A 12,479-nucleotide genomic window follows, 5' to 3' on the forward strand; every position below is an offset into this window, starting at 1 on the left:
CGACGCGGGGTGGAGCAGCTCGGTAGCTCGCCGGGCTCATAACCCGGAGGTCGCAGGTTCAAATCCTGCCCCCGCTACCACGTTGGAGAAGGCCCCCAGGGAGACCCTGGGGGCCTTCTCCGTGTCACCGGGAGACGCACTCCTGCAGGAGCCGCCCGAGGTGCTGGGCGAGGGCCCGAGGCGCCGACCTGGGGGCGACGGCCTCGACGGCGGCGTTGTAGTTGGTGTTGGTGTTGACGTCGTAGGTCAGCAGCCGCCCGTCGGCGGACTCGATGAACTCGATGCCGCACACCTCGAGCCCGACACGGCGGGTGAACTCCAGGTAGCGGTCGATGACGGGGTGCTCGAAGCCCTCGCGCAGGCTGAAGAGCTCCTGCCCGGGCTCAGGGGCGATCGTCGCGCCGGGCGGCATCACCGGCTGCCCGGTGGCGGGGTCGACGGCGCAGGCGTCCGCGGGACACAGCTGGAACCCGCCCCGAGCGGTGTCGGCGCTGATCGCGTAGACGAGCTCCCCGGCGACGATCTCCGCACGGGTGATCGTCGGTTCGGCGGCCACGACGAACTCCTGGACGAGGGTGACGCCGTCCGGCGACGCCTCGAAGTCCTCCGAGCCGACGTGGGCCGCGAGCTCGTCGAAGGAGTCGAAGCGGCGCACTCCCAGACCCTTACCGCCCTGGTTGTGCTTGGTGACGAACGGAGGAGCGACCCGGCGTGCCGCGCGCAGTATCTGCTCGCGTCCCACCGCGGCCACGGTGCGGGGAGTCTCGATCCCCACAGCACGCAGCTGCGCGAGCTGGTCGACCTTGCTCATCTCCAGCTCCAGCACGCGCCGGCCGTTGACGGTGCGCCGACCATGCGCCTCCAGCCAGGACAGGACGGCGCGCGTGTAGTCCTTGGACAGCCCGTGGTCGCGGGTGTGCGCCGAGGCGCTGATGCGCGACCAGAACACTCCTTCCGGAGGTGCGGAGTCCAGGTCGACAGTGCCCTCGGTCAGCACCCACTCCTCGTAGGGCAGGCCCTCGGCGGCGAACGCCCGGGCGAACGGTGGGAACCACTCGGGGTTCTCGTGCAGGGCGTAGATCCGGGGGGCGCTCACGGCATACCTCTCGTGGGGGACGGTGGCGGCAACGGCGAACGTCCAAGCGCTGTTCCCGCAGGGAGCCCGCCCTGTCGCGTTCGACCCGGCGTGGCCTTCACCGCATGAAGACGTCGCGAGCCTGTGCTCTCCTGGTCGTCACGATCGCGCTGGGGCCTGCCGTGGCGGCGTGCTCCGATCGCGACACGGACCGGCAGCCCGCGGTCGCGGACTCGAGTGCCACCGGACTTCCGCTGCCACGGCAGCAGCGTCGGCGTCGACCCCGCTGACGGCACGGTCCACGTCGTGGCGCACGACGGCCTGTACCACGACGGCGCCGACGACACTGAGCGCGTGGGACCGCAGATCGACCGCACGGGGTTCGCGGTGGTCGGACCACGACGACTGGTGGCCTCGGGGGCACGGGCTCCTGTCACGGGTGGGGGACTCCGGCTTCCACGCACTCTCCGCCTCAACCAGGGCATGTCGTCGGCTTCGACGGGTAGCTGCGTGTCAGCGGTCCCGACGGACGACGCGAGCACGTGGGAGGTGCGGGATGAGGTCAGGACGGACATCCAGGCCTTCACTTGGGTCGCGTCCGGCACCGGTGACCCCGACGTGCTCGTGGTGACCGGGACAGGCAACCTGCACTCGGTGGATGGTGGCCGTAGCGTCGCCGGGCTCGGCGACTGACGACAGAGCCCGTGCAAGGCGTAGCCTGAGGACGAGGAGGCCCGTATGTGGAACGGCATGGGTTGGAACGGAATGGGCTGGATGGGCCTGTGGGGTCTGCTGGTGATGGTCGGGATCGTGCTCCTGGTGGTCCTGGTGGTGTGGGTGCTGGTGGGCGGGGTCGGCTCCTCCGGCCGCCGGAACGCAGCCCGCAGTGCGGCACGGCAACGGCTGGACGAGCGGTATGCCGGGGGTGAGCTGACCACGGAGGAGTACCGCGAGCGGGTGCGCGCGCTGGAGGAGGACTGATGCAGCCGGTCAGCCGCCGTGGGGTCCTCGTCCTGGGGGGAGCGGGGGCAGCCTCGGTCGCGCTCGGCGCCGTCGGCCTCTCGCAGCGATGGCTCGTTCCGGACACCGAGGTCTCCGGGACGGACAGTGGGCTCTCGCCCGTGGAGGGCGGCGAGGTCGTCGAGCCGGAGGTCCTGCGCAGCCAGGACGGCGTGCTGGAGCTGCAGCTCGACGCCGCCATGACGACGCACCGGCTCGCCGGGCGGGAGGCCACGACCCTGACCTTCAACGGTGCGGTGCCGGGCCCGACGCTGCGGGTGCGGCCCGGTGACACGATCCGGCTCCGCCTGGCGAACGGCCTCGACGAGCCGACCAACCTGCACGTGCACGGTCTGCACGTCTCGCCGGAAGGCAACAGCGACAACGTCTTCCTCATGGTCGCGCCGGGGGACTCCTTCGACTACGAGTACGTCCTGCCCGGTGACCACCCACCCGGGACCTACTGGTACCACCCGCACCATCACGGCACCGTGGCGGACCAGCTCTTCGGGGGCCTCTACGGGGCGATCGTGGTGGAGGGCCCCTCCCCGGTGGAGGCGAGCAGGGAGCGGCTCCTCGTCGTCGGCGACATCGCCCTCGGCTCGGACGGCAGGGTCGTCCAGGCCTCGATGATGGACCGGATGGCGGGGCGCGAGGGCGACCTCCTCCTGGTCAACGGCCAGGTCGAGCCCCGGCTCGCCGCCCGGCCGGGTGAGCGCGAGCACTGGCGCGTCGTGAACGCCTGCACGTCCCGCTTCCTGTCGCTGCGGATGGCCGGGGACCACGACGCGCAGGTCCTCGGACGTGACATCGGGGTGCTCGGAACACCCCACGACCTCGGAGAGGGCCTGCTGCTGGCACCGGGGAACAGGGCCGAGCTGCTGGTGACCGTGGCTCCGGGCGAGGGGGCGCTGATGACCGACCCGGTCGACCGCGGTGGCATGGGCATGATGCAGGGCTCCCGCCCCGGCGGCGGAGGCACCATGGGCCTCGTGGTGCTGGAGGGCTCCGGGGAGTCCGTCGAGCAGCCGGACTCCCCGCCGTCCCGCCCCGGGCCGCGGGACCTGCGCGGATCGCCGGTGGACGGCAGCCGCACGCTGACGTTCGCGATGGGAGGGCCCGGGGGTGGCCGCGGCCCGGGCGGCGGGCCCGGCATGGCGTTCACCATCGACGGGCGCGAGTTCGACGCGGACCGCACCGACCAGCAGGTGGGTCTGGGGACCGTGGAGGAGTGGACGGTCCGCAACGACAGCCCGATGGACCACCCGTTCCATCTGCACGTCTGGCCGATGCAGGTGGTCCGCGACGCGGACGGCGAGGTCCGCGACCCGCTCTGGCTGGATGTCGTCAACGTGCCGGCGCGCTCGGAGGTCACCGTCCGCATCGCCTTCGAGGACATCCCAGGACGCACCGTCTACCACTGCCACATCCTCGACCACGAGGACCTGGGGATGATGGGGGTCATCGAGGCGCAGCCCTAGTGCGCCCGGCGCGCCGGGGCCCCTTCGGCATGAGCGCTGCGGCTCCTGGCCACTATCGTCGGGTCATGGACACCACTCCCGGACGCCCTCGCGTGGTCATCGTCGGCTCCGGTTTCGGTGGCCTGTTCGCTGCCCAGGCACTCGAGCGGGCCGAGGTCGACATCACGATGCTCGCGAGGACCACGCATCATCTCTTCCAGCCTCTGCTCTACCAGGTCGCGACCGGCATCCTCTCCCCGGGCGCCATCGCCCCGGCCACGCGTGAGGTGCTCGCCAAGCAGGACAACGTGGAGGTCGTGCTCGGTGACGTCACCGCGATCGACGTGGAGTCCCGGCGGATCACGGCCACCACGCTCGGGATCGAGCTGGACTACGACTACGACTACCTCGTCCTCGCGGCCGGAGCCGAGCAGTCCTACTTCGGCAACGACGACTTCGCCCGCAACGCACCGGGCATGAAGAGCATCGACGACGCGCTCGAGCTGCGCGGCCGCATCTACGGTGCCTTCGAGCTGGCGGAGGTGGCTGCGGCCAGGGGCAACCAGGAGGCCCTCGACCGGTTGATGACCTTCGTCGTGGTCGGGGCCGGACCGACGGGGGTGGAGATGGTCGGGCAGCTGGTCGAGCTGGCCCACCGCACGCTGCGACGCGACTTCCGACACATCGACCCGCGCGACGCCCGCATCGTCCTGCTGGACGCCGCGGACGCGGTGCTCGGGACCTTCCACCCCGAGCTGCAGGCCAGCACCCGGGCCGAGCTCGGCGAGCTGGGGGTGGACGTGCGCCTCGGTGCCAAGGTCGTCGACCTCGACAGCAGCGGCCTGGACTACGTGGACGCCGCCGGTGCCGAGCACCGCATCGAAGCGGCCACCAAGGTCTGGGCCGCCGGGGTGAGCGCCAGCCCGCTCGGCCGGATGGTGGCCGAGCAGTGCGGGGTCGAGGTCGACCGTGCAGGGCGGGTGCCGGTGCAGTCCGACCTCAGCCTGCCGGGTCACCCCGAGATCTTCGTGGTCGGCGACATGATGGCCCTGGACGACCTGCCGGGCGTGGCGCAGGTCGCGATCCAGGGCGCGCGTCACGCCGCCGACCACATCCGGCGGGCCCTGCGCGGTGACCACGAGCGTCGCGACTTCGTCTACAACGACAAGGGCAACATGGCGACGATCTCGCGCTTCCGGGCCGTGGCCGAGGTCGGCGCACTCCGGGTCACCGGCTTCACGGCATGGGTGATGTGGCTGGTGGTCCACCTCTTCTACATCATCGGGTTCAAGTCACAGGTGACCACACTCATCCACTGGGCCGTGACCTGGCTGGGCAGCGAGCGGGGGGAGCGCACCATCACCGAGCAGCAGGTGTTCGGCAGGCTGGCGATGCTGGCGTCCGGCCGTGAGATCCGGGACAAGGCCGCGCGCAAGATCGGTCCGGGGGTGCCCGACGGCGACATCCCGGACGCGGCGACGGAGCAGCCCGGACCCCAGGGGGGCTGAGCCCCGGCCCCGAGGGGGCACCGCGAGGGCCGCGCGCGCCGTCGACCTACAGTGGACAGGTGTCACTGACCTACCCCGTTGCCACCCGCACCCTGGACAACGGACTGCGCGTGGTGGTGAGCGAGGACCATCTGGTGCCGCGGGTCAGCCTCAACATGTGGGTGGAGGTGGGCTCGCGCCACGAGTCGCCGGGTCGCACCGGCCTGGCGCACCTGTTCGAGCACCTCATGTTCGAGGGCTCGGCGCAGGTGGCCGAGGGGGAGCACTTCCGCGCACTCCAGGGGCACGGCGGCCACGCCAACGCCACCACCTCGTTCGACCGCACGACCTACCTGTCGTCGATGCCGACGGGCGCCCTGGAGCTCGCGTTGTGGCTGGAGTCGGACCGGCACACCGACCTGCTGCCGGCGGTCACCCAGAGCAACCTCGACAACCAGCGAGACGTCGTGCTCGAGGAGAAGCGCGAGCGCTACGACAACCACCCCTACGGCGACGCGTTCCAACGGATGTGCCGGCTCGTCTTCCCTGACGGACACCCATACAGGCACACACCCATCGGCGACATGACCGATCTCCGGGCCGCCACGCTGCAGGACGTCCACCGCTTCTACCTGGACCACTACGGGCCCTCCACGACCGTGCTGACGATGGTGGGGGACGTGCACCCCGACGAGGCCTTCGAGCTGGCCGAGCGCTACTTCGGGGATGCAGCGGACCGGACCGTCCCACGGATGCCTGCAACCGACCCGCTCCCGCCTGCCGGAGGCGTGAACGAGACCGTGGTGGACGACGTCCCCTCCGAGCGCGTCTACGCCTGCTTCCGGCTGCCTGCGGTCACCGACCGTGACTTCCTCGTCGCGACGGTCGCCCTGGACGTCCTGGCCGGGCTGGCGGTGTCCTCGCTGCACCAGCGCCTGGTGCGTCGCGAGGAGTCGGTCTCCGGCTGCGGGGCGGGAGCCATGGGGCTGGTGGACGGCACCTCCCTCGGCTACCTGGTCGCTGACGTCGAGGACGGGCACAGCGGCGCCGAGGTCGACGCCGCGGTCTGCGAGGAGCTGCAGGTCCTCGCCCGGCGCGGGCCCGGCGACCAGCAGGTGCGGGCAGCCCTGGCCCAGACCGAACGGTCCTACCTGGAGGCCCTGGCGGGGACGGACGAGCGGGCCGAGCTGCTCTCCCGCGCGGCCTCGACCCACGGTGATGCCTGCTACGTGAACGCGCACCACGACCTGGTCCGTGGGGTCACGGCCGAGGACGTGGCCAGGGTGGCAGGCCGCTGGCTCACACCGGAGAGCAGGACCGTGCTGTCCTACCGGGCCGGGCCGGGTGCGTCGGACGCGGGGCGGGGACGGTGAGCCGGCGGCCCTGCCCCGCGGTGACACCCCCACCGGCCTGGGCCTTCCCGGAGGTGGCCGACCATGTCCTGCCCTCCGGGCTCCGCGTGCGGTGTGTCGACCTCCCGGGTCAGCACGTCGTCTCGGTCAGGGTCGCCGTGCCGCTCACCCTGACCGCAGAGCCGCGGGACAGGGAAGGTGTGGCGCTGGTCATGGCACGCACGCTCGACGAGGGCACCCGCGCGCACGACGCGGAGCAGATGGCCCAGCGCATCGAGGGGGCGGGCATCGCCCTGGGGGCCGGCGTCGGCGAACGGGGGCTCGTCGTCGAGCTCGAGGTGCCGGGGAGCTCGTTCCCCGAAGCGCTGGGACTGCTCGCCGAGTGCCTGGTCGACCCGGTCTTCCCAGAGCCCGAGGTCGCCCGGCACGTGCGCAGCCGGCTGACCGACATCGCCCACGAACGGGCCGACGCCGGCTCCCGCGCGGCGCTGGAGTTCATCGGCTCCTACTACGACGCCACCGACCGTGCCGCCCGGCCCGCCGGCGGGTCCGCTGACACGGTGGGAGCGGTGAGTGCTACGGACGTGCGGGCCTTCCATGCCGCGCACGTGCATCCCGACCGCGCCTTCGTCGTGGTGGCCGGTGACGTCAACGGCATGCCGGGTGCGCCGGCCGACCTCGTGGACCGGGCACTGGGGCGGTGGTCCGCCACTCAGGGACAGCGCCGCCCGGGTGCGTCGTCAGGGGCGCGGGCGCCGGACGCCGGTCGTGTCGTCCTGGTCGACCGGCCGGGGGCGGCGCAGACCGAGCTCTACCTGGGCCGTCCCGGGCCGGACCGGCGGACGCCCCACGGCTGGGGCGCCTTCCAGGTGCTGGCCTTCCTCCTGGGCGGCTCACCACAGGCGCGGATCGACGCGGTGCTCCGAGAGGGTCTCGGCTACACCTACGGCATCCGGGCCGGCTTCCGACCGCGGCGCAGCGGCGGGCTGTGCGTCGTCAGCGGCGCAGTGCGCGCCGACGCGACCGTGGAGGCGGTGGCGGCGCTGCAGGAGGTGCTCTCCTTCACCGGTGACGACCTCACCGACGACGAGGTCAGGCATGCCGCCGACTTCGTGGCGAAGACGGCTCCGGGTCGCTACGCCACCTCGGACGCGGTCGCCGACCAGGTGGTGCGGCTGGGCCTGGACGGCCTCGACGTCGACACGGTCACCAGCACCGTGGAGCAGGTCCGCACCCTCGACCGTAGCCGGGTCGCGGCAGCGTGGGACGAGGTCCGCGCCGGTCCTGCGTGGACCCTGGTCGTCGTGGGTGACGCGACGCTCCACGCCGAGGGCCTGGCCACGACCGGCTTCGGGGAGGTCACCGTCGTCCGCGGCTGACGTCACCGGCCGGAGCGTGCTGCCGGCGCTCAGCCCTCACCGACCATCCGGAGGGTCTGCAGGGTGTCCTCGTGCAGGATGCCGTTGGTGGAGACAGCGCTCAGCCCGAACGGTCCGTCGATGCCGTCGAGGTCGGTGAACCGACCCCCGGCCTCGGAGACGATGGGGGCCAGCGCCGCCATGTCGTGCACAGCCAGGCTGGGGTCGACGCCGATGTCCACCGCGCCCTCGGCCACCAGCACGTGCGTCCAGAAGTCGCCGTAGCCGCGGGTCCGCCAGCAGCGTTCCGCGAGCGCGAGGAAGCCGGCGTGCTGGGGGTGGTCCCACCACTTGTCGAGGGCGGCGTGCGACAGGGAGGCGTGCTCGAGGACCGTCGTGTCGGAGACCTGGATCTCCCGTGCGCTGCTGAGCGTGCGGCCGGTCCAGGCCCCTGAGCCGACGGCGGCCCACCACCGCCGCGACAGCGCCGGTGCGGACACCAGGCCGAGCACCGGCTCGTCGTCCACCACCAGCGCGATGAGGGTGGCCCAGACCGGGACGCCCCGGATGTAGTTGGTGGTGCCGTCGATGGGGTCCAGGATCCACCGGCGATGGCCGTGCCCGGTCGTCGGCAGCTCCTCGCCCTGCACCACGTCGCGGGTGCGGGTGCGCCCCAGCTGGTGTCGCAGGAGCTCCTCGGTGTGCCGGTCGGCCTGGGTCACCAGGGAGCCGTCCTCCTTGAGCGAGACGTGGAGGTCCACCGAGTGGAACATCTCGAGGGTGTAGCGCTCCACCGCGTCGGCGAGGACATGGGCGAGCCGGAGGTCGTCAGCGAAGGTGGCCACGGGCATCACCGTATCCGGCGGCCCGTCGGGGTGGTGCGTCTACTCGCCCGTGCGGCTGCGCAGCAGCCGGCGCAGCGACTCCAGGCGGGCCGGACCGTTGGGCCCGGCATGCCCCTGCTCGACCCAGGTGTCGAGCGCACAGTCGGGCTCGTCGTGGCTGCAGCCGCGGGGGCACCCGGCGATGCCGTCGGCCAGGTCCGGGAAGTGTGAGACGAAGGTGGAAGGGTCCACGTGACCCAGACCGAACGAGCGGACCCCGGGTGTGTCCACCACCCATCCGTCACCGGCCAGTGGCAGGGCGACGGCACTGGTGCTGGTGTGCCGGCCGCGCCCGGTGACGAGGTTGACCACACCCACGGCGCGGTCGGCGTCCGGCACCAGGGCGTTGACGAGGGTCGACTTGCCGACGCCGGAGTGGCCCACGAGCACGCTGACCCGGCCGTCGAGATGCTCGTGCAGCGACTCCAGGCCGGCCTGGTCGCCGTCCAGCCCGTCCGGTCCGAGAGCCAGGACGACGTAGGGCACCTCCAGTGCGGCGTACTGCTGAACCAGCGGTCGGGGGTCCTGCAGGTCGGCCTTGGTCAGGACCAGCAGCGGGTCCAGCCCGGCGTCGTAGGCGGCCACCAGGCAACGGTCGATCATGCGGGGCCGCGGTTCGGGGTCGGCCAGGGCGGTGACGACCACCAGCTGGTCGGCGTTGGCCACGATGACCCGCTCGACGCGGTCGGTGTCGTCCGCGCTGCGCCTGAGCACGGTGTCGCGCTCCTCGACACGCACGATGCGGGCCAGGGTGTCAGGGTCGCCGGACAGGTCACCCACCATGGCGACCCGGTCTCCGACCACCACCTGCCTGCGACCGACCTCGCGCGCCCGCATCGCGACGACCCGGCGACCGTCGAGCTGTGTCGTGTAGCGGCCGCGGTCGACGGCCACCACCATGGCGACCTCCGCATCGCTGTGGGCGGGGCGGTCCTTGGTGCGAGGCCGGCTCCGCCGTGCCGGCCGCACCCGCACCGAGTCCTCGTCGTAGTGGTCGTAGCGCCCCACGGTCAGCCCACCAGCCCGGCCCACGTCTCGGCGAAGCCGGGGAAGGTCTTGCCGGTGGTGGCCACGTCGACCACCCGGGTGCCCGGGACGAGGGCGCCGAGCAGGCAGGCCGCCATCGCCATGCGGTGGTCGTGGTAGGTCTGCAGGGTCGCGGCCCGCAGGCGCCCGGGCCGGACCACCAGCCCGTCGTGGGTCTGCGTCACGTCGGCACCGATGCGGCCGAGCTCGGTCTCCAGGGCCGCCAGCCGGTCGGTCTCGTGACCCCGCAGATGGGCGACACCACGCAGCCGGGAGGGTGACGAGGCGAGGGCGCACAGCGCGGCGACCACGGGTGTGAGCTCGCCGACGTCGCCCAGGTCGTGGTCCAGACCCCGCAGCTCGCCCCGTGGTGGGCCCGTCACCGTGAGACCCGCCGGCCCGAGCGTCACCGCGGCCCCCATCCGGCTCAGCAGCTCACGCATGGCGTCGCCCGCCTGGGTGGTCGACGCGGGCCAGTCCGGCACCGTGACACGTCCCCCGGTCGCCGCGGCCACGGCCAGGAACGGGGCGGCCGAGGACAGGTCGGGCTCGATGGTCACCTCGACGCCCTGCACCGGCCCGGGCTCCACGTGCCAGGTGTCCTGGGCGTCCTCGTGCACGACGACGCCCACGGTGGCGAGTGCCTGCAGCGTCATGTCGATGTGCGGCCGGGACGGCAGGGCCTCCCCGCGGTGCACGAGCGTGAGGCCTCGGTCGTAGCGAGCCCCGGCCAGCAGGAGGGCGGAGACGAACTGGGAGCTGGCGGACGCGTCGATGACGACCCTGCCGCCGGTGACGGAGCCGGAGCCGGCGACGGTGAACGGCAGACGAGGGTCGTCGTCGCCCCCGGCGTCGACGACGACGCCCAGGTCGCGCAGGGCACCGACGAGCTGGGCGACCGGACGGGTGCGGGCGGCGGCGTCACCGTCGAAGCGCACCGGGCCTTCGGCCAGGGCGGCCACCGGGGGCACGAACCGCATCACGGTGCCCGCCAGGCCGCAGTCGACGTCACCGCCGCCGCGCAGCCGCGCCGGCGGGGTGAGGACCCAGGTGCTGTCGTCCCCACGGTCCAGCGTGACGCCCAGCTGCCGCAGGGCGCCGACCATCAGCAGCGTGTCCCGCGAGACGAGTGGACGGTGCAGCGTCGTGGGGCCTGCGGCGACCGCGGCGAGCACGAGGTAGCGGTTGGTGAGCGACTTGCTGCCGGGGACGCGGACCGTCCCGTGCACCGGGTCACGGGTGGCCGGGGCGGCCCATGCCGCGGCGCTCTGCGGGGACGTCATACGTGTGTGCTCCTGGTCGGTGGCGGGTGCTCGTCGGTGTCCGGCTCCTGAGCCCGTCCCGAGGGGCCCGCGGCAGGCGACAACCGTAGTCCGTCCAGGAAGTCGCTGACGGCGTCGCGCAGGGTGGGCAGGTCGCGTGTGGGCCCGTGGTCGCCGGGCACCTCGACCACGCGGGCCGCACGACCGGCGAGGACCGAGCGGATCTCGCGCGGTCCGCCGAAGGGGTCACGGGCTCCCTGCACGACGAGGGTCGGTATGCCGTCGCGGACCGGGGCGAGCAGCTCGTCGGCGCGCGACCTCTCCGGCCGGCCGGGTGGATACAGCGGGAAGGCCAGCGCCACCACACCGGCCGCACCGACGGCGCCGGCCAGCCGGCAGGCGACCCGGGCACCGGCACTGCGTCCACCCAGGACGACCGGCTCGGGCACACGCCACCGGCCGTGACGCAGCGTCGAGAGCACAGCCGTCGTCGCGGCGTCCAGGGTGGGCGCCGAGGTGGCGACCCGGCGTCCGGCGACCCGCCAGGGCTGTTGCACCAGAGCCACCGTCCACCCGCTGGAGACCAGCCCGACGAGCGCCTGCAGGTCGGCCGTCTCGACTCCCGCTCCCGCGCCGTGACCCAGCACGAGGGTGCCGCCGCCCGGCCCCTCGGCACGGTGCAGCCGGACCTCTGCCGGCCCCTGCGGCGTGTCGACGCGTCGCCCCCGTGCCCGGCCGGTCACGCTCCGAGCACCTCGCCGGTCGCGGGGTCGACGACGCCGACCAGGTCCTCGTCGGGCACCGGGGTGAGCAGGTGGGGCCCGTTGTGGGCCGTGGTGTTCACCGCCCGGCTCACGGGCCACGCCCGGAACCTGGCGCTGTCGGGGGCGCTGAGCAGGTCGGCGACGGCGTCGGGGTCGGTCAGGCCCGGGTCGAGCCAGGCGTCCCAGCGGTCCCGGTCCAGGACGGCGGGCTGCCGGTCGTGGATGCGGTCCAGGCCGGGCTCGGCCGCGGTGGTCACCACCGTGAAGGTCACCAGCCAGCCGAGCGGGTCCTCCGGTGCGGTCGCGGGGTCCCGCCAGAACTCGTACAGCCCGGCCATCGCCAGCACGTCGTCGTCGTGGCGGCGGACGAAGAAGGGCTGCTTGCGCGGGCGGCCGCGTGCGTCGACGGCCACCGGGGACGCCTGCCACTCGTACCACCCGGATGCGGGGACCAGGCACCGGCGGGAGGTCGCGGCGCGACGGTAGGCGGGCTTGTCCAGCAGCGTCTCGGCACGGGCGTTGGTCATCCGCACTCCGGTGCGGGCGTCCTTGGCCCAGGAGGGGACGAGGCCCCAGGTGAGCAGCCGGAGCTGGCGACGGACGGCGTCGTCGGCAGGGTCACGCCCTGCTCGTTCCAGCACCACCTGCGCCTGCTTGGACGGTGCCATGTTGTAGTCGGGCGTGGCAGGGGGAGGGTCCTGGGGGTTGACCAGGACACTGCGTGTGGGCTCTCCCGTGCCGTCGAGCTCGACCTCGAAGAGCTCCACCAGCTCGTCGGGCTGCGCGCTCGCGGCATACCTCCCGCACATCAG

12 protein-coding genes and 1 tRNA gene are annotated in these 12,479 nt (G+C 73.1%); 7 read left to right on the forward strand and 6 right to left on the reverse strand.

What is annotated here, in order from left to right; translation table 11 throughout:
• Window positions 1–3 precede the first annotated feature (3 nt).
• Window positions 4–80, forward strand: a tRNA-Met gene (locus tag LVO85_RS05665).
• 44 nt (window positions 81–124) lie between these two features.
• On the opposite strand, the gene LVO85_RS05670 is transcribed toward LVO85_RS05665, so the two are convergent.
• The gene (locus LVO85_RS05670; RefSeq protein WP_232746436.1) at window positions 125–1,096 is read right to left on the reverse strand and encodes an ATP-grasp domain-containing protein; all 972 of its coding nucleotides are present in this window, start codon (window positions 1,094–1,096) and stop codon (window positions 125–127) included.
• Window positions 1,097–1,585: 489 nt separating this feature from the next.
• Between LVO85_RS05670 and LVO85_RS05675 the strand changes: the two genes are divergently transcribed.
• The 6 genes from LVO85_RS05675 (at window position 1,586) to LVO85_RS05700 (ending at window position 7,752) form a co-directional block, all read left to right on the forward strand.
• Window positions 1,586–1,768 carry a hypothetical protein gene (locus LVO85_RS05675; RefSeq protein ID WP_232746437.1) on the forward strand — a complete coding sequence of 61 codons (183 nt, stop codon included), beginning with the start codon at window positions 1,586–1,588 and terminating at the stop codon, window positions 1,766–1,768.
• Between the two features lie 45 nt (window positions 1,769–1,813).
• Complete coding sequence (locus LVO85_RS05680) at window positions 1,814–2,056, forward strand: SHOCT domain-containing protein (protein ID WP_232746438.1); 243 nt, start codon at window positions 1,814–1,816, stop codon at window positions 2,054–2,056.
• On the forward strand, window positions 2,056–3,555 hold the full coding sequence (locus LVO85_RS05685) for a multicopper oxidase family protein (protein WP_232746439.1): 1,500 nt from the start codon (window positions 2,056–2,058) through the stop codon (window positions 3,553–3,555). Before LVO85_RS05680 ends, LVO85_RS05685 begins: the two co-directional genes overlap by 1 nt.
• 65 nt (window positions 3,556–3,620) lie before the next feature.
• Window positions 3,621–5,042, forward strand: a complete 1,422-nt coding sequence (locus LVO85_RS05690) for an NAD(P)/FAD-dependent oxidoreductase (RefSeq protein WP_232746440.1) — start codon at window positions 3,621–3,623, stop codon at window positions 5,040–5,042.
• 59 nt (window positions 5,043–5,101) lie between these two features.
• The gene (locus LVO85_RS05695; RefSeq protein ID WP_232746441.1) at window positions 5,102–6,394 is read left to right on the forward strand and encodes a M16 family metallopeptidase; all 1,293 of its coding nucleotides are present in this window, start codon (window positions 5,102–5,104) and stop codon (window positions 6,392–6,394) included.
• A gap of 20 nt (window positions 6,395–6,414) precedes the next feature.
• The gene (locus LVO85_RS05700) at window positions 6,415–7,752 is read left to right on the forward strand and encodes a M16 family metallopeptidase (RefSeq protein ID WP_232746442.1); all 1,338 of its coding nucleotides are present in this window, start codon (window positions 6,415–6,417) and stop codon (window positions 7,750–7,752) included.
• 29 nt (window positions 7,753–7,781) lie between these two features.
• Here LVO85_RS05700 and LVO85_RS05705 read toward each other — a convergent pair whose 3' ends face one another.
• From LVO85_RS05705 to LVO85_RS05725, 5 genes are read right to left on the reverse strand one after another with little or no spacing between them, the layout of a single operon-like run.
• Window positions 7,782–8,582, reverse strand: coding sequence for an inositol monophosphatase family protein (locus LVO85_RS05705; RefSeq protein ID WP_232746443.1), 801 nt, complete (start codon window positions 8,580–8,582; stop codon window positions 7,782–7,784).
• Between the two features lie 33 nt (window positions 8,583–8,615).
• Window positions 8,616–9,629: a ribosome small subunit-dependent GTPase A gene (gene rsgA, locus LVO85_RS05710; protein WP_232746845.1), complete on the reverse strand. Its 1,014-nt coding sequence runs from the start codon at window positions 9,627–9,629 to the stop codon at window positions 8,616–8,618.
• Window positions 9,626–10,924, reverse strand: coding sequence for a 3-phosphoshikimate 1-carboxyvinyltransferase (aroA, locus tag LVO85_RS05715; protein WP_232746444.1), 1,299 nt, complete (start codon window positions 10,922–10,924; stop codon window positions 9,626–9,628). The genes rsgA and aroA overlap by 4 nt, the downstream gene beginning before the upstream one ends.
• Entirely contained in the window at window positions 10,921–11,646 is a 726-nt protein-coding gene (locus tag LVO85_RS05720; RefSeq protein ID WP_232746445.1) for an alpha/beta hydrolase family protein, read from the reverse strand. The genes aroA and LVO85_RS05720 overlap by 4 nt, the downstream gene beginning before the upstream one ends.
• Complete coding sequence (locus LVO85_RS05725) at window positions 11,643–12,476, reverse strand: SOS response-associated peptidase (RefSeq protein ID WP_232746446.1); 834 nt, start codon at window positions 12,474–12,476, stop codon at window positions 11,643–11,645. The genes LVO85_RS05720 and LVO85_RS05725 overlap by 4 nt, the downstream gene beginning before the upstream one ends.
• Between the last annotated feature and the right edge of the window lie 3 nt (window positions 12,477–12,479).

This window comes from Ornithinimicrobium sediminis (assembly GCF_021272345.1).
GTDB classification, from domain to species: Bacteria; Actinomycetota; Actinomycetes; order Actinomycetales; family Dermatophilaceae; genus Ornithinicoccus; species Ornithinicoccus sediminis_B.

Bases quoted from the DNA above. Each gene is read 5' to 3' on its own strand.
- LVO85_RS05680 (WP_232746438.1), top strand. From the start codon at position 1,814: ATGTGGAACGGCATGGGTTGGAACGGAATGGGCTGGATGGGCCTGTGG.
- LVO85_RS05685 (WP_232746439.1), top strand. From the start codon at position 2,056: ATGCAGCCGGTCAGCCGCCGTGGGGTCCTCGTCCTGGGGGGAGCGGGG.
- LVO85_RS05690 (WP_232746440.1), top strand. From the start codon at position 3,621: ATGGACACCACTCCCGGACGCCCTCGCGTGGTCATCGTCGGCTCCGGT.
- LVO85_RS05705 (WP_232746443.1), bottom strand. From the start codon at position 8,582: ATGCCCGTGGCCACCTTCGCTGACGACCTCCGGCTCGCCCATGTCCTC.
- aroA (WP_232746444.1), bottom strand. From the start codon at position 10,924: ATGACGTCCCCGCAGAGCGCCGCGGCATGGGCCGCCCCGGCCACCCGT.
- LVO85_RS05725 (WP_232746446.1), bottom strand. From the start codon at position 12,476: ATGTGCGGGAGGTATGCCGCGAGCGCGCAGCCCGACGAGCTGGTGGAG.